This window comes from Salegentibacter haimaensis (assembly GCF_054121495.1).
In genome coordinates this window covers 67760-83702 of record NZ_JBSYGH010000009.1, presented here as the reverse complement: position 1 = coordinate 83702, position 15943 = coordinate 67760, and the positions used below count along the sequence as shown (strand labels likewise).

General features: G+C 41.3%; 12 protein-coding genes and 5 tRNA genes. 1 reads left to right on the top strand and 16 read right to left on the bottom strand.

The window, feature by feature from the left end; translation table 11 throughout:
• Nucleotides 1-10 precede the first annotated feature (10 nt).
• A complete protein-coding gene (locus ACW6QP_RS10010; protein ID WP_457910731.1) occupies nucleotides 11-1411 on the top strand; it encodes an alanine/glycine:cation symporter family protein in 1401 nt (466 codons plus the stop codon).
• Between the two features lie 18 nt (nucleotides 1412-1429).
• Here the strand turns inward: ACW6QP_RS10010 and ACW6QP_RS10005 are convergent, their stop codons facing one another.
• The 16 genes from ACW6QP_RS10005 to hpf all read right to left on the bottom strand — a co-directional run bounded on the left by ACW6QP_RS10005 (nucleotide 1430) and on the right by hpf (nucleotide 15924).
• Nucleotides 1430-1744: a DUF3467 domain-containing protein gene (locus ACW6QP_RS10005; RefSeq protein ID WP_457910730.1), complete on the bottom strand. Its 315-nt coding sequence runs from the start codon at nucleotides 1742-1744 to the stop codon at nucleotides 1430-1432.
• Between the two features lie 132 nt (nucleotides 1745-1876).
• Nucleotides 1877-6178: a DNA-directed RNA polymerase subunit beta' gene (gene rpoC / locus ACW6QP_RS10000; RefSeq protein ID WP_457910729.1), complete on the bottom strand. Its 4302-nt coding sequence runs from the start codon at nucleotides 6176-6178 to the stop codon at nucleotides 1877-1879.
• Nucleotides 6179-6259: 81 nt separating this feature from the next.
• Nucleotides 6260-10072 carry a DNA-directed RNA polymerase subunit beta gene (gene rpoB, locus ACW6QP_RS09995; RefSeq protein WP_457910728.1) on the bottom strand — a complete coding sequence of 1271 codons (3813 nt, stop codon included), beginning with the start codon at nucleotides 10070-10072 and terminating at the stop codon, nucleotides 6260-6262.
• A 132-nt stretch (nucleotides 10073-10204) separates the two neighbouring features.
• Nucleotides 10205-10582 carry a 50S ribosomal protein L7/L12 gene (gene rplL / locus ACW6QP_RS09990; protein WP_457910727.1) on the bottom strand — a complete coding sequence of 126 codons (378 nt, stop codon included), beginning with the start codon at nucleotides 10580-10582 and terminating at the stop codon, nucleotides 10205-10207.
• Nucleotides 10583-10639: 57 nt separating this feature from the next.
• Nucleotides 10640-11161, bottom strand: coding sequence for a 50S ribosomal protein L10 (rplJ, locus tag ACW6QP_RS09985; RefSeq protein WP_457910726.1), 522 nt, complete (start codon nucleotides 11159-11161; stop codon nucleotides 10640-10642).
• Nucleotides 11162-11171: 10 nt separating this feature from the next.
• A complete protein-coding gene (rplA, locus tag ACW6QP_RS09980; protein ID WP_457910725.1) occupies nucleotides 11172-11870 on the bottom strand; it encodes a 50S ribosomal protein L1 in 699 nt (232 codons plus the stop codon).
• A 19-nt stretch (nucleotides 11871-11889) separates the two neighbouring features.
• A complete protein-coding gene (gene rplK / locus ACW6QP_RS09975; RefSeq protein ID WP_457910724.1) occupies nucleotides 11890-12327 on the bottom strand; it encodes a 50S ribosomal protein L11 in 438 nt (145 codons plus the stop codon).
• Between the two features lie 79 nt (nucleotides 12328-12406).
• Nucleotides 12407-12964, bottom strand: coding sequence for a transcription termination/antitermination protein NusG (nusG, locus tag ACW6QP_RS09970; RefSeq protein WP_457910789.1), 558 nt, complete (start codon nucleotides 12962-12964; stop codon nucleotides 12407-12409).
• A 12-nt stretch (nucleotides 12965-12976) separates the two neighbouring features.
• Nucleotides 12977-13174, bottom strand: a complete 198-nt coding sequence (gene secE, locus ACW6QP_RS09965) for a preprotein translocase subunit SecE (RefSeq protein WP_457910723.1) — start codon at nucleotides 13172-13174, stop codon at nucleotides 12977-12979.
• A gap of 126 nt (nucleotides 13175-13300) precedes the next feature.
• Nucleotides 13301-13373 (bottom strand) — tRNA-Trp (locus ACW6QP_RS09960).
• 60 nt (nucleotides 13374-13433) lie between these two features.
• Complete coding sequence (gene tuf, locus ACW6QP_RS09955; protein ID WP_457910722.1) at nucleotides 13434-14621, bottom strand: elongation factor Tu; 1188 nt, start codon at nucleotides 14619-14621, stop codon at nucleotides 13434-13436.
• 58 nt (nucleotides 14622-14679) lie between these two features.
• Nucleotides 14680-14751: transfer RNA gene (locus tag ACW6QP_RS09950), tRNA-Thr, on the bottom strand.
• A gap of 259 nt (nucleotides 14752-15010) precedes the next feature.
• Nucleotides 15011-15083 (bottom strand) — tRNA-Gly (locus ACW6QP_RS09945).
• 74 nt (nucleotides 15084-15157) lie between these two features.
• Nucleotides 15158-15239: transfer RNA gene (locus ACW6QP_RS09940), tRNA-Tyr, on the bottom strand.
• Nucleotides 15240-15443: 204 nt separating this feature from the next.
• A tRNA-Thr gene (locus ACW6QP_RS09935) sits at nucleotides 15444-15517 on the bottom strand.
• Between the two features lie 104 nt (nucleotides 15518-15621).
• Nucleotides 15622-15924, bottom strand: a complete 303-nt coding sequence (gene hpf, locus ACW6QP_RS09930; protein WP_457910721.1) for a ribosome hibernation-promoting factor, HPF/YfiA family — start codon at nucleotides 15922-15924, stop codon at nucleotides 15622-15624.
• Nucleotides 15925-15943: the final 19 nt, after the last annotated feature.

Below are 15943 nucleotides of genomic sequence, written 5' to 3'. Positions count from 1 at the left end.
AGTATAACCTATGTCTGAAATTGATGAGATCATCACCGCGTTTGCCTCGGCGGTATGGGGTCTTCCGCTTATAATTCTTTTAATTGGCGGAGGTTTGTACCTCCTTATATTATCAAAGTTTTTGCCTTTCAGATATTTAGGTCATTCGTTAGACCTGCTTCGCGGAAAGTACGACGATCCTAACGATCCCGGAGAAATCAATCATTTTCAGTCTTTATCTACAGCTCTTTCTTCTACTGTAGGAATGGGAAATATTGCCGGAGTTGCAGTGGCTATCGCTTTAGGCGGCCCCGGGGCCATTTTCTGGCTCTGGGTTAGCGCAATTGTAGGGATGGCGACAAAATTTTTCACCAATAGTCTCTCGGTAATGTATCGTGGAAAGGATACCCAGGGTAATATACAGGGAGGAGTGATGTATTTTATTGAAGAAGGTCTTGGGAAGAAATGGAAGTTTCTGGCAATTTTCTTCAGCATCGCAGGGCTGGTAGGGGCGCTTCCTGTTTTTAATGTAAACCAACTCACCCAGGCAATTAATTTTATACTCTTAGAACCCAATAATGTACCCACGGGCTTTACCACCAACCTGATTATTGGGATCATATTAACCATTATCACCTCTATAGTTGTTTTGGGCGGGCTCTCCCGCATAAGTCGCACTGTTTCAAGGCTGGTGCCGGCGATGGTTGCCCTGTATTTCTTCTCGGTACTTATAATTTTACTGGTGAATTTCGAGCAGGTTCCCAATTACTTTTTAATGATTTTCACCGATGCTTTTGCTGCTGAAAACTACTCGGGTGAGCCACTGTTTGGAGGCCTGGTGGGCGGATTAATCATTCTGGGAATTCGTAGAGGAGCCTTCTCAAATGAAGCCGGGATAGGAACAGCCACAATGGCCCACGGTGCCAGTAAAACCAGTGAACCTATCAGGGAAGGCCTGGTTGCTATGTTGGGACCTGCGATTGATACTTTGGTGGTTTGTACCTTAACCGCGTTGTGCATTTTGGTGACCGGAGTTTGGCAAACCACCGATGTAAATGGGGTTAGTCTCACCGCCGCCGCTTTTGGAGATTCAATACCCTACGTGGGGCGCTACCTGCTTCTGCTATGCATTGCAGCCTTCAGTATTTCCTCATTATTCTCCTATTCTTACTATGGGACCAAATGTTTGTCTTACTTATTGGGAGCCGAGTACAAGCATTATTATAATTATTTCTACATTATTAGCATCATCGTGGGAGCTACTACTTCTCTTAGTATGATGATCAACCTAATCGACGGATTCTTCGCTTTAATGGCCATACCCACGATGACGGCCACGCTTATAATGGCTCCGCGAGTGATGAAGGAGGCTCGCCGGTATTTTAAAAAATACAGCGACGACGAAAAACAAAAAACCTCACTTAAAAAGTGAGGTTGAAAAGTTTTGGCTTTATGCCTGCCCGGTAGGCCCAAAATTTAATGGTACCGGAGCTTTTTCATAATCTCTTATTTCCCCGTGGGCTTTCTCAAATCTATGCACATTATCGCCAAGGGCTTTAAGCAATCTTTTGGCGTGCTGAGGCGTTAGGATGATTCTCGATTTCACCTTATTCTTGGGTTTCCCCGGCATTATATTTACAAAATCGATTACAAATTCTGATACCGAATGGTTGATGATTGCCAGGTTAGAATAGGTGCCTTCGGCTACACTTTCATCCAGTTCTATATTGATTTGTCCTTTCTTGGGTTTTTGTTCGTCGCTCATTTTATGGTCTTTAAATTTTATCTTTTTTCAGGTTGAGGAACCTCTAAAATACAAAAAATCCCGTCGCTGAACTTATCAGAGACGGGATTAAAATTGCGGGGCCGAAAACCGACCCCGGTATTATTAAGCAAATTAGTTATAGTTAACTTCCTGCTTTCTCTCAAGCATTTCATCGAATTCTTCTTTAGAACCAACGATAATGCTGTCGTATTCACGCATTCCGGTACCTGCAGGGATTTTATGCCCTACAATTACGTTCTCTTTAAGACCTTCAAGTTCATCGATCTTACCGCTTACCGCAGCCTCGTTAAGTACCTTGGTGGTTTCCTGGAAGGAAGCCGCCGAGATAAAGGATTTGGTTTGAAGCGAAGCTCTTGTAATACCCTGTAATACCGGGGTTGCAGTTGCAGCCACAACATCTCTGGCAGTAACAAGATTTTTGTCTTCTCTTCTAAGCAGTGAGTTCTCATCTCTAAGATCTCTTGGTGAAAGAATTTGTCCTGGTTTCAATCTTTCAGAATCACCGGCATCTTCTACCACTTTCATTCCAAAGATCTTATCGTTTTCTTCGATAAAATCATCTTTATGAACCAATTGGTTTTCAAGGAAAATAGTATCTCCCGGATCCTGGATTCTTACCTTACGCATCATTTGGCGAACCACAACTTCAAAATGCTTGTCGTTGATCTTCACCCCCTGTAAACGGTATACTTCCTGTACTTCATTTACAAGATACTGCTGTACTGCGTTTGGTCCTTTGATATTCAAAATATCTTCAGGAGTAATAGAACCATCAGATAATGGCATTCCCGCACGAACATAATCGTTCTCCTGAACAAGGATTTGGTTAGAAAGCTTTACAAGATACTTTTTAACTTCACCTAGCTTGGACTCTACGATGATCTCACGGTTACCACGTTTAATTTTTCCGAAGGAAACTACACCATCAATCTCACTAACCACTGCAGGGTTAGACGGGTTACGGGCTTCGAATAATTCGGTTACACGTGGAAGACCACCGGTAATATCACCTGCTTTAGACGATTTTCTTGGAATCTTCACCAAAATCTTACCAACGCTAATCTTATCTCCATTATCTACCATAAGGTGAGCCCCTACCGGAAGGTTATAAGATCTTATCACTTCATCTTTCTTTCCAAGAATATGAAGGGTTGGGATAAGCTTTTTGTTTCGGGATTCAGAAATTACTTTTTCCTGGAATCCTGTTTGCTCATCGATCTCAACCTGGTAAGTTACCCCCTGCTCGATATTTTCATATTTGATCTTACCGGCAAATTCAGAAATAATTACCCCGTTATATGGATCCCACTGGCAAATTACATCGCCTTTAGAAACCTCGGCTCCATCTTCAATAAAGATTTGCGAACCATAAGGAATATTATTGGTACTAAGTACCACATTGCTCTTCTTATCGCGTATTTTAATTTCTGCAGTTCGTGAAATCACGATTTCTGCAGTACTTCCATCTGGAGCTTCACCTTTTACAACTTTAAGGTCTTCGATATCGGCAACCCCGTTAAGTTTAGCCTCCAGTTTATTTTCTTCTGAAATGTTTCCGGCAATACCACCCACGTGGAAGGTACGCAGCGTAAGCTGAGTTCCCGGCTCTCCAATAGATTGTGCGGCTACAACACCAACTGCTTCTCCTTTTTGAACCATTTTATTGGTAGATAGGTTTCTACCGTAACATTTTCCGCAGATACCTTTTTTAGCCTCACAGGTTAACGGAGACCTTACTTCTACGCTTTCTAAAGGTGCCTGGTTGATCAACTCAACAACTTCTTCAGTAATCTCTTCTCCAGCCGAAACCAATAATTCTTCGGTAATCGGGTTAATCACGTCTTCAAGGGCTATACGACCCAAAATACGCTCTCCCAGAGATTCAACGACTTCTTCGTTTTTCTTAAGTGGTCTAACTTCAACTCCTCTTAATGTTCCACAGTCTTCTTCATTAATAATCACATCCTGAGAAACATCTACCAATCTACGGGTTAGATACCCGGCATCGGCAGTTTTAAGTGCGGTATCGGCAAGACCTTTACGTGCACCGTGAGTAGAGATAAAGTATTCAAGTATTGAAAGACCCTCTTTAAAGTTAGAAAGAATCGGGTTTTCAATAATTTCACCACCTCCAGAATTAGATTTTTTAGGCTTGGCCATAAGACCACGCATCCCGGTAAGCTGTCTAATCTGCTCTTTAGAACCACGGGCTCCAGAATCAAGCATCATATACACCGAGTTAAATCCTTGCTGATCTTCGCGAATTCGCTTCATCGCCAATTCGGTTAGACCGGCGTTGGTAGAGGTCCAGATATCAATTACCTGGTTGTAACGCTCATTGTTGGTAATAAGACCCATATTATAGTTTCCTATAATGCCTTCTACCTGCTCGTTAGCCTCATCGATCATTTGTTGTTTTTCTTCAGGAATAATAATATCCCCAAGACTAAACGACAATCCTCCACGGAAGGCGAAACCATATCCCATCTCCTTAATTGCATCAAGGAATTCTGAAGTTTCTGGTACGCTGGTCACCTTAAGGATTCTACCAATAATATCTCTAAGCGATTTCTTGGTTAGTACCTCGTTAATGTAGCCTGCCTTCTCAGGAACTGCTTCATTAAACAGCACTCTACCTACAGTAGTTTCAAGAATTTTAGTTACCAATTCTCCATTTTCGTCAAGATCTTTGGTACGAATCTTAATGATCGCATTCAGGTCTACACGCTTCTGGTTATAGGCAATTACCACTTCCTCGGCCGAGTAGAAGGTTAACCCTTCTCCTTTAATTGGCACTTCGGGAGTAGATTTTCTTGATTTGGTCATATAATACAGACCAAGAACCATATCCTGAGATGGTACTGTAATAGGAGAACCATTCGCAGGGTTAAGAATATTGTGAGAAGCCAGCATTAATAACTGTGCTTCCAGGATTGCTTCTGGCCCTAATGGAAGGTGAACCGCCATTTGATCCCCGTCAAAGTCGGCGTTGAATGCCGTACAGGCAAGCGGGTGTAACTGTATAGCTTTACCTTCAATTAATTTAGGCTGGAAGGCCTGGATTCCCAAACGGTGAAGTGTGGGGGCACGGTTAAGCAGTACCGGGTGTCCTTTTAAAACATTTTCAAGGATATCCCATACTACCGGCTCTTTTTTATCGATGATCTTCTTGGCCGATTTTACCGTTTTTACAATTCCTCTTTCAATAAGTTTTCTTATCACAAAAGGCTTGTAAAGCTCGGCAGCCATATTTTTTGGAAGACCACACTCATACATTTTAAGCTCAGGACCTACAACAATAACCGAACGTGCCGAGTAATCTACACGCTTACCAAGAAGGTTTTGACGAAAACGTCCCTGCTTCCCTTTTAATGAGTCTGAAAGCGATTTCAGAGGTCTGTTGGAATCGGTTTTTACTGCTGAAGATTTTCTGGTATTGTCAAACAGAGAATCTACAGATTCCTGAAGCATACGCTTTTCATTACGCAAAATTACTTCAGGAGCTTTGATCTCCATCAAACGCTTCAAACGATTGTTACGAATAATTACTCTACGGTAAAGATCGTTAAGGTCTGAAGTTGCGAAACGGCCTCCATCAAGTGGCACCAGCGGGCGTAATTCCGGCGGAATTACAGGAACCACTTTCATGATCATCCACTCGGGAAGGTTCTCGCGATTATTATTGGCATCTCTAAAAGCTTCTACAACCTGAAGACGCTTAAGCGCTTCAGTTTTACGTTGTTTTGAAGTTTCGTTATTTGCCTTGTGTCTTAATTCGTAAGAAAGTTCGTTAAGATCTATTCTTCTCAATATCTCGATAAGACATTCGGCCCCCATCTTGGCGATGAATTTATTCGGGTCGTTATCTTCCAGGTACAGGTTTTCCTGCGGAAGGCTGTCCAGGATATTAAGGTATTCTTCCTCGGTAAGGAAATCCATCTTTTTAAGTGGGTTTCCATCTTCATCTTTAGCGATACCCGGCTGAATTACTACATAACGCTCGTAGTAAATAATCATATCAAGCTTCTTTGAAGGAAGCCCAAGCAGGTATCCAATTTTGTTTGGTAAAGAACGGAAGTACCAGATATGTGCCACGGGAACTACCAGGTTGATATGCCCCACGCGATCTCTACGTACTTTCTTTTCAGTTACCTCTACCCCACAACGGTCACAAACGATCCCCTTGTAGCGTATTCTTTTATACTTACCGCAGGCACACTCGTAGTCCTTAACGGGACCAAAGATACGCTCGCAAAACAAACCATCTCTCTCGGGTTTGTGCGTACGGTAATTTATAGTTTCCGGTTTTAGAACTTCACCACGTGATTCTGCGAGGATAGATTCAGGGGAAGCCAAACCGATAGAGATTTTATTAAATCTCTGTACTGTATTCTTATCATTCATTCTAGCCATAATTATGATGCTATAATTATTGTAAAAAACCCTGTTTTATCCGGGCCGGCAAGCCAGCCCGGGCTATTCAAAAACAGTATATTATTCTTCTAACTTAATATCCAGTCCAAGACCTTTCAATTCGTGCATAAGTACGTTGAAAGATTCTGGTAAACCTGGTTCCGGCATAGGCTCTCCCTTCACGATAGCTTCGTAAGTTTTTGCCCTTCCTATCACATCATCAGATTTCACGGTAAGGATTTCACGCAGGGTGCTTGAGGCTCCATAAGCTTCAAGTGCCCAAACCTCCATCTCACCAAAACGCTGACCTCCAAATTGTGCTTTACCTCCAAGAGGCTGCTGGGTGATAAGCGAGTATGGTCCAATAGAACGGGCGTGCATTTTATCCTCGATCATATGTCCAAGTTTCAGCATATAGATTACACCTACAGTAGCCGGTTGATCGAAACGGTCTCCGGTACCTCCGTCATACAGGTATGTATGACCAAAGCGTGGAATTCCGGCTTCGTCGGTTAGCTCGTTGATCTGGTCTATAGTTGCACCATCAAAGATTGGAGTTGCATACTTTTTCCCAAGTTTTTGTCCGGCCCATCCAAGCACGGTCTCGTAAATCTGACCAATGTTCATACGGGAAGGTACACCAAGTGGGTTAAGCACGATATCTACAGGAGTTCCATCTTCAAGGAAAGGCATATCCTCATCACGAACAATTCTCGCAACAATACCTTTGTTTCCGTGACGACCCGCCATTTTATCACCTACCTTAAGCTTACGCTTTTTAGCGATGTAAATTTTGGCCAGTTTTAGAATTCCTGAAGGCAACTCATCTCCTACAGAGATGGTAAATTTCTCTCTTCTAAGGTTACCCTGAAGATCGTTTTCCTTAATCTTGTAATTATGGATAAGATCTGCCACCAAAGTGTTCAGGTTCTCATCTGTAGTCCAGGTACCTGTGGTAAGATGAGTATAATCATCTACAGAGTTAAGCATCTTAAGAGTGTATTTCTTACCTTTTGGCAATACTTCCTCTCCAAGATCGTTCTGAACTCCCTGTGCGGTTTTTCCACCTACGATAGCGAACAACTTATCTACAAGCTGAGCCTTTAAATTGGCAAATTTCGCATCATATTTTTTCTCAAGTGCAGCAACATCTTCCTTATCCTGGGCTCTTTTGCGCTTGTCTTTAATAGCTCGTGCAAAAAGCTTTTTATCTATAACCACCCCGCTTAATGATGGTGAAGCTTTAAGCGATGCATCTTTTACATCACCGGCTTTATCACCAAAAATCGCGCGTAATAATTTTTCTTCAGGAGTAGGATCGCTTTCTCCTTTAGGAGTGATCTTACCAATAAGAATATCACCAGGCTTAACTTCAGCACCAATTCTAATCATTCCATTTTCATCAAGGTCTTTAGTTGCCTCTTCTGAAACGTTTGGAATATCGTTGGTAAGCTCTTCGTTTCCTAGTTTGGTATCTCTCACTTCAAGAGAATACTCATCTATATGAATAGAAGTGAAAATATCTTCTCTTACTACTCTTTCAGAAATTACAATCGCATCCTCGAAGTTATATCCTTTCCAGGGCATAAAGGCAACTTTCATATTTCTACCCAAAGCAAGCTCACCGGCCTCAGTAGCATAACCCTGGCAAAGCACCTGACCTTTGGTCACTCTGTCTCCCACACTAACGATAGGTTTCAGGTTGATCGAAGTTCCCTGGTTGGTTTTTCTGAATTTGATAAGATCGTAAGTTTTTGAATCGCTATCAAAACTTACCATTCTCTCCTCTTCGGTACGATCGTATTTTATGATGATTTTGTTAGCATCAACATATTCTACTTCTCCTTCACCTTCAGCATTAATCAATACTCGAGAATCTGTAGCTACCTGGCGTTCCAAACCGGTTCCAACGATAGGAGAATCGGCTCTTAATAATGGTACGGCCTGGCGCATCATATTCGATCCCATAAGCGCACGGTTGGCATCATCGTGCTCAAGGAAAGGAATAAGTGAAGCCGAGATTGAAGAAATCTGGTTAGGAGCAACATCGGTATAATGCACCTCTTTAGGATCTACCACCGGGAAGTCACCTTCCATACGGGCAATTACCCTGTCGGTATCTATAGTTCCATCTTCAGCCAACGGGATGTTAGCCTGGGCGATTTTCTTATCTTCTTCCTCTTCAGCACTTAGGTAAATTGGCTCCTGAGACAGGTCAAGCTTACCTTCTTCAACTTTTCGATAAGGAGTCTCGATGAATCCCATTCCATTCACTTTAGCGTACACAGAAAGTGATGAAATAAGTCCAATGTTCGGACCTTCAGGAGTTTCAATCGGGCAAAGTCTTCCGTAGTGAGTATAGTGAACGTCACGCACCTCGAAGCCTGCTCTCTCTCTTGAAAGACCACCTGGCCCAAGAGCTGAAAGACGACGCTTGTGAGTAATCTCGGCAAGCGGGTTGGTTTGGTCCATAAACTGTGATAGCTGGTTGGTACCAAAGAAAGAATTGATCACAGAAGAAAGAGTCTTCGCGTTGATCAGATCTATCGGGGTAAACACCTCGTTATCACGAACGTTCATACGCTCACGAATGGTACGTGCCATACGGGCAAGTCCCACTCCAAATTGCTGAGATAATTGCTCGCCTACAGTTCTCACACGACGGTTCGAAAGGTGGTCGATATCATCGATCTCAGCTTTTGAGTTAATTAACTCAATAAGATATTTAACGATGGTAATGATATCTTCTTTGGTAAGCACCTGCTTATCCATTCCAATATCAAGACCAAGTTTTTTGTTCATTCTATAACGCCCAACTTCTCCAAGGCTATATCGCTGGTCTGAGAAGAAAAGCTTATCGATGATTCCACGTGCGGTTTCCTCATCTGGCGGCTCGGCATTACGCAATTGACGATAGATATGCTCTACTGCTTCTTTTTCTGAGTTAGTAGGATCCTTTTGAAGCGTATTATGAATAATCGCATAATCCCCGGTTGAGTTATCCTCTTTGTGAAGAAGAATAGTTTTGCTTCCGGTTTCAAGAATCTCTTCTATATGCTCTTTTTCAAGTTCGGTATCACGATCAAGCACGATCTCGTTACGCTCGATTGAAACCACCTCTCCTGTATCTTCATCTACAAAATCTTCATACCAGGTGTTCAATACACGGGCTGCAAGCTTGCGCCCAAGATATTTTTTAAGTCCTGTTTTTGAAACTTTAACCTCCTCAGCAAGGTCAAAGATTTCAAGAATATCCTTATCGCGCTCAAATCCGATAGCCCGGAATAAGGTGGTAACAGGTAATTTTTTCTTTCTATCGATATAAGCGTACATCACGCTGTTAATATCGGTAGCAAATTCTATCCAGCTTCCTTTAAAAGGAATTACACGGGCAGAATATAATTTAGTTCCATTTGCGTGGAATGATTGTCCAAAGAAAACTCCGGGAGAACGGTGTAACTGAGATACAACTACACGCTCTGCACCGTTGATGCAAAAAGTACCACTGGGGGTCATATAAGGGATGGTGCCCAGGTATACGTCCTGTACGATGGTTTCAAAATCTTCGTGCTCAGGGTCGGTACAATAAAGTTTTAACCTTGCCTTAAGCGGCACACTATAGGTAAGACCACGCTCAATACACTCCTGAATGGAATATCTTGGTGGGTCCACGAAATAATCTAAAAATTCTAATACGAATTGGTTACGGGTATCCGTAATAGGGAAGTTTTCCAGGAAGGTATTATAGAGACCTTCATTTCCCCGCTCTTCTGATTTGGTTTCAAGTTGGAAGAAATCCTGGAAAGATTTAATCTGGATATCCAGAAAATCGGGATACGGAGTCCTGTTCTTCACAGACGAGAAATTCAATCTTTCAGTTTGCTTTGCTAACATCAATGGACGGATTATAATTTATATAAAAAAACGGCGCGTTATAAAACAAAAGCTCTATATACGCAAAAAGGGTTTAGACCTTCAGGAGCGAATCCTGAGGTCTAAACCTAAATAATATTGCTTCCGGCAAGCTTATTTAAGCTCAACCTCGGCTCCTGCTTCTTCTAACTGTGCTTTTAGTGCTTCAGCTTCGTCTTTAGCGATTCCTTCTTTTACTGCTTTAGGAGCGCCGTCTACCAATTCTTTGGCATCTTTAAGTCCAAGTCCGGTAAGTTCTTTTACAAGCTTAACTACAGCAAGTTTAGATCCACCAGCGGCCTTAAGGATTACGTCGAATTCGGTTTGCTCTTCAGCTTCTTCACCACCTCCGGCAGCAGCACCACCAGCAACAGCTACAGCAGCAGCTGCAGGCTCAATACCATATTCTTCTTTTAAAATATCAGCTAACTCGTTTACTTCTTTAACGGTCAAGTTAACCAACTGTTCTGCGAAATCTTTTAAATCTGCCATTTTCTATCGTTTTTAAAATGTTCTTTAATTTATAATTGTTAAAAAGTGCGTACTAAATTATCCTTCTTTTTCAGAAAGAGTTTTAAGAATACCGGCCAGTTTACCACCACCAGACTTAAGCGCTGAAACAACGTTCTTCGCTGGAGATTGTAGTAATCCGATAATATCTCCGATAACTTCTTCTTTAGACTTGATGTTTACAAGGGTTTCAAGGTACTGATCTCCAATGTAGATCGCCTCTTCAACGAAAGCTCCTTTTAAAAGAGGAATTTCGGTTTTCTTTCTAAAATCCTTGATCACTTTAGCCGGAGCATTCCCGGTATCAGAAAACATAATAGAGGTGTTTCCTTTTAATACCCCTGGAAGATCTCCAAAGTCCTTATCAGAATTTTCCATTGCTTTTGCAAGCAAGGTATTCTTAACTACTGCCAGTTTTACGTTAGCTTTAAAACAAGCTCTGCGCAAGTTTGAAGTAGCCCCGGCGTTAAGTCCGGAGATATCGGCTAAATAAATTACCGAATTATCGGTTAACTGGGCAGTTAAATCTTCTATTACTATTGATTTTTCTTCTCTTGTCATAACTATCTAATTATTGCTCAGTGAACCTTTTAGTATCAATCTCCAGGCTCGGGCTCATAGTAGAAGAAAGGTGTATGCTTTTAATATACACTCCTTTCGCGGCCTGAGGCTTCAATTTCACCAAAGTAGTTAATAATTCTCTTGCGTTTCCGGCGATTTTCTCAGCGTCGAAAGATGCTTTTCCAATACCTGCGTGCACGATTCCGGTCTTATCTACTTTAAAGTCGATCTTACCAGCTTTTACATCGCTTACAGCTTTGGCCACATCCATAGTTACTGTACCGGTTTTAGGGTTAGGCATTAATCCTCGTGGTCCTAAAACACGACCTAAAGGTCCTAATTTCCCCATCACACTGGGCATAGTGATAATTACATCAACATCGGTCCAGCCGCCTTTAATTTTGTCCAGATATTCATCTAAACCTACATAATCGGCGCCGGCCTGTTTTGCTTCTTCTTCCTTATCGGGAGTTACCAAAGCCAAAACCTTCACATCTTTACCAGTACCATGAGGAAGGGTTACAACACCTCTTACCATTTGGTTGGCTTTTCTGGGATCTACGTTCAAACGAACCGCCAAATCCACAGAAGCGTCAAAGTTTTCGTTAGCAACTTCTTTAATTAAAGCTGAAGCTTCTGCTACCGAATAGGTCTTACCTTTTTCGATCTTAGCCTGAGCTTCTTTTTGCTTTTTAGTCAATTTTGCCATTTCTTAATATCTTTTTGGATTAAAACGGTGCATTACCTTTTACAGTGATCCCCATTGAACGAGCTGTTCCAGCTACCATCTTCATTGCAGATTCGATGGTAAAGGCGTTTAGATCCTGCATTTTATCTTCTGCAATTGCTTTAATCTGATCCCAAGAAACACTTGCCACCTTTTTACGGTTTGGCTCTCCGGAACCTTTCTTAGTTTTAGCTGCTTCCATTAACTGTACGGCGGCCGGTGGTGTTTTAATCACAAAGTCAAAAGACTTATCTGAATAAACATTAATTACAACCGGCAAAACCTTACCTTGTTTATCCTGGGTTCTACCATTGAATTGCTTACAGAATTCCATGATGTTTACCCCGGCAGCACCTAAAGCAGGTCCAACTGGTGGTGATGGGTTAGCAGCACCTCCGCGAACTTGTAGTTTTACAACTTTACTTACTTCTTTTGCCATTTTTTCTAATTTTAGGTGATAGTTTGTTATAGTGGAAGCTTTAAAAAACCATCAAAAAAATATGTAACAAAATAGATTATTATACTTTTTCAACTTGCATATAACTCAATTCCAATGGCGTTTTTCTTCCGAAAATCTTTACCATTACTTCAAGCTTACGCTTCTCTTCATTAATCTTTTCAACCGTTCCATTAAACCCATTAAAAGGCCCATCAATTACTTTAATGGTTTCACCTATGGTAAATGGAATCGCAACATTATCGGTCTTCACAGAAAGTTCATCAACTTTCCCTAACATTCGGTTTACTTCCGATTTTCTCAACGGAACAGGATCCCCACCTTTGGTTTCACCTAAAAAGCCAATAACTCCGTTAATCCCCTTAATGATGTGAGGAATCTCACCGGCTAAATTTGCCTGAATCATCACATATCCCGGGAAATAAACTCTCTCCTTATTTACTTTCTTGCCGTTGCGAATTTGAATTACTTTCTCGGTAGGCACCAATACCTGAGCCACAAAATCTTCAAGACCTTCATGAGCGATCTCGCGCTCAATATAATCTTTCACTTTGTTCTCCTGCCCGCTTACCGCGCGCACTACATACCATTTTTTATCGTTTACTTCTGCTGCAGCCATCATTACTTGTCTTTACGATTTAATCCATCTAAAGTATTCCTCAATCATCCCGCTAAAAAGGGTATCAACACCCCAAATCGCTAAAGAAAAAATAATGGAAAATACCGCTACCAATACAGTTAATCTTTGTGCTTCAGACCAGCTGGTCCAGGTAACGTGGTTTCTTAATTCGTTGTAAGATTCAGATATGTAATTAACAAGTCCTGCCATTTCTTTAATGTATTTGCACAGCTCAGGAGATCTTTTTGGTTTCCTTTGGAAAGTCCAAAAATGGCTTCCAGCCACGATATTCTTATTTCCTCAAAAATCACCCCAACAAAAGAGTGATTTTAAATGCACGGGTTGAGAGACTCGAACTCCCGACACCTGGTTTTGGAGACCAGTGCTCTACCAACTGAGCTAAACCCGTAAATATAAGTTAAAGGTATCCCAGGCGCACCCGGGATACCTTTATATAATGCAATTCTTATTAGTCAAGAATTTCAGTTACCTGACCTGCACCTACAGTTCTACCACCCTCACGGATAGCGAAACGAAGACCTACGTTCATCGCGATAGGTTGTAGCAAGTCTACAGTAATGGTAAGGTTATCTCCAGGCATTACCATCTCAACTCCTTCAGGAAGGTTGATAGTTCCAGTTACGTCGGTAGTACGCACGTAGAACTGAGGACGGTAATTGTTGTGGAATGGAGTGTGACGTCCACCTTCTTCTTTTTTAAGGATATAAACCTCTGCCTTAAACTTAGCGTGAGGAGTTACAGATCCTGGCTTGGTAATTACCATACCTCTTGAGATTTGAGTTTTCTCAATACCTCTAAGTAGGATACCTACGTTATCACCAGCTTCACCTCTATCAAGAATTTTACGGAACATTTCAACTCCAGTAATGGTAGAAGTAAGTTTTCCAGCACCCATACCGATAATCTCTACAGGATCTCCAGTGTTAGCAACACCAGTCTCGATACGACCAGTAGCAACAGTACCACGACCAGTAATAGAGAATACATCTTCGATAGGCATTAAGAATGGCTTATCTACATCACGCTCAGGAAGTTCGATCCAGTTATCTACTGCCTCCATAAGGTCAAGAACAGTCTTAGCCCATTTCTCATCACCTTCAAGAGCACCTAGTGCAGAACCTGAAATTACAGGAGAGTTATCTCCATCATATTCGTAGAAAGAAAGAAGATCTCTAACTTCCATCTCAACTAGCTCAAGAAGCTCCTCATCATCAACAAGATCTACTTTGTTAAGGAACACAACGATTCTTGGGATACCAACCTGGCGTCCAAGAAGGATGTGCTCACGAGTTTGTGGCATAGGACCATCAGTTGCAGCTACAACAAGAATAGCACCGTCCATTTGAGCAGCACCAGTAACCATGTTTTTTACATAGTCGGCGTGACCAGGACAGTCAACGTGAGCGTAGTGACGGTTCGCAGTAGCGTATTCTACGTGAGAAGAGTTAATTGTAATACCTCTGTCTTTTTCTTCAGGAGCGTTATCAATTTGATCAAAAGCTCTAGCCTCAGAATAACCAGCGTCAGCCAATACCTTAGTAATCGCTGCAGTTAAAGTCGTTTTTCCGTGATCTACGTGTCCAATGGTACCTATATTAAGGTGCGGCTTGGACCGATCGTAAGTTTCCTTTGCCATAATTAATACTTATTTAATCTTAGTTATATATTAGTGTTCAATTTTATACAAAATCTTGAGCCAGCGACGAGATTTGAACTCGTGACCTCTTCCTTACCAAGGAAACGCTCTACCCCTGAGCTACGCCGGCAGTAAAAAAGCTACTGCTTTAATTTTTTAAGACAAACAAAATTTCTGCAAATCTATGCTGACTTACAGAATAATTATCTATCCATATTCTCCTTCAGAGGTATACCCTAAGAGACCTTTACAAGCTTAAAAACAAGCTGCAAAACAAAGAAACCAAAAAATCATTTTCGGTTTTCCACTTTAATAATTTCAGAAACATATTTCAGAAGCTATTAAAGTACAAAAGAAATCAAGTGAGACATTCACAGGATTTCTTTTAGAGCGGGAGACCGGGTTCGAACCGGCGACATTCAGCTTGGAAGGCTGACGCTCTACCAACTGAGCTACTCCCGCGGGTAATTCAAGATTTAAAATTCAGGATTCAAGGTTAATCTTAAATTCTAAATTCAGAATTTTGAATTGAATTGTGGGGAGAGCAGGATTCGAACCTGCGAAGTTAAAAACAGCAGATTTACAGTCTGCCCTCGTTGGCCGCTTGAGTATCTCCCCAAAACAAATTTTCCACTATTTCATAGAACCGTAACCTAAATGGTTAAGCTTTATGATGTCTTTTAAAACGGCTGCAAATAAAAGCAAATTTACAGCAGCATCCAAAGCATTTTTTCAAAAAATTTTGAACTTTATTTTAGCTACCTAAACTTCAGTAATTTAATCCTGAAAACTAAGACTAATTCAATTTCAAAATTTCTCCGGAGCCGATAGAGGGACTCGAACCCACGACCTGCTGATTACAAATCAGCTGCTCTAGCCAGCTGAGCTATATCGGCCTTTGAACTTACTTTTTTAACATAAAAAAGTCCGCTATTTCTAACGGACTGCAAATGTATATAAATTATTTCTTTCGCAAAACAATTATGCGAAAAAAAATGTTCTAAACGTGAGCGCTCATCTTCTCTTTCCGTTTAATGAGTTGTCGCTGTAAACTTGCAACGCATTCATCTACACATTCTTCGAATTTTTTACAGGTCTTTTTTACAATTATATCCCCACCGGGAATACTCAATAAAATTTCTGTAATTTTATTTGCCTTATCACTGGTGTTCTCTTTTTTAAGGTACACATCGGCATAAATAATCTTGTCGTAATAGGTTTCCAGCTTGTCAAGTTTTCTTTGAATAAAATCAACGAGTTTTTGATCTGCACTGAAGTTAACAGATTGCACATTTACTTTCATGTTGCTACGGAATTTAATT

Excerpts from the sequence above, each read along its gene's own strand:
- ACW6QP_RS10010 (WP_457910731.1), top strand. The coding sequence starts at position 11 with ATGTCTGAAATTGATGAGATCATCACCGCGTTTGCCTCGGCGGTATGG.
- ACW6QP_RS10005 (WP_457910730.1), bottom strand. The coding sequence starts at position 1,744 with ATGAGCGACGAACAAAAACCCAAGAAAGGACAAATCAATATAGAACTG.
- rpoC (WP_457910729.1), bottom strand. The coding sequence starts at position 6,178 with ATGGCTAGAATGAATGATAAGAATACAGTACAGAGATTTAATAAAATC.
- rpoB (WP_457910728.1), bottom strand. The coding sequence starts at position 10,072 with ATGTTAGCAAAGCAAACTGAAAGATTGAATTTCTCGTCTGTGAAGAAC.
- rplL (WP_457910727.1), bottom strand. The coding sequence starts at position 10,582 with ATGGCAGATTTAAAAGATTTCGCAGAACAGTTGGTTAACTTGACCGTT.
- rplJ (WP_457910726.1), bottom strand. The coding sequence starts at position 11,161 with ATGACAAGAGAAGAAAAATCAATAGTAATAGAAGATTTAACTGCCCAG.
- rplA (WP_457910725.1), bottom strand. The coding sequence starts at position 11,870 with ATGGCAAAATTGACTAAAAAGCAAAAAGAAGCTCAGGCTAAGATCGAA.
- rplK (WP_457910724.1), bottom strand. The coding sequence starts at position 12,327 with ATGGCAAAAGAAGTAAGTAAAGTTGTAAAACTACAAGTTCGCGGAGGT.
- nusG (WP_457910789.1), bottom strand. The coding sequence starts at position 12,964 with ATGGCTGCAGCAGAAGTAAACGATAAAAAATGGTATGTAGTGCGCGCG.
- secE (WP_457910723.1), bottom strand. The coding sequence starts at position 13,174 with ATGGCAGGACTTGTTAATTACATATCTGAATCTTACAACGAATTAAGA.
- tuf (WP_457910722.1), bottom strand. The coding sequence starts at position 14,621 with ATGGCAAAGGAAACTTACGATCGGTCCAAGCCGCACCTTAATATAGGT.
- hpf (WP_457910721.1), bottom strand. The coding sequence starts at position 15,924 with ATGAAAGTAAATGTGCAATCTGTTAACTTCAGTGCAGATCAAAAACTC.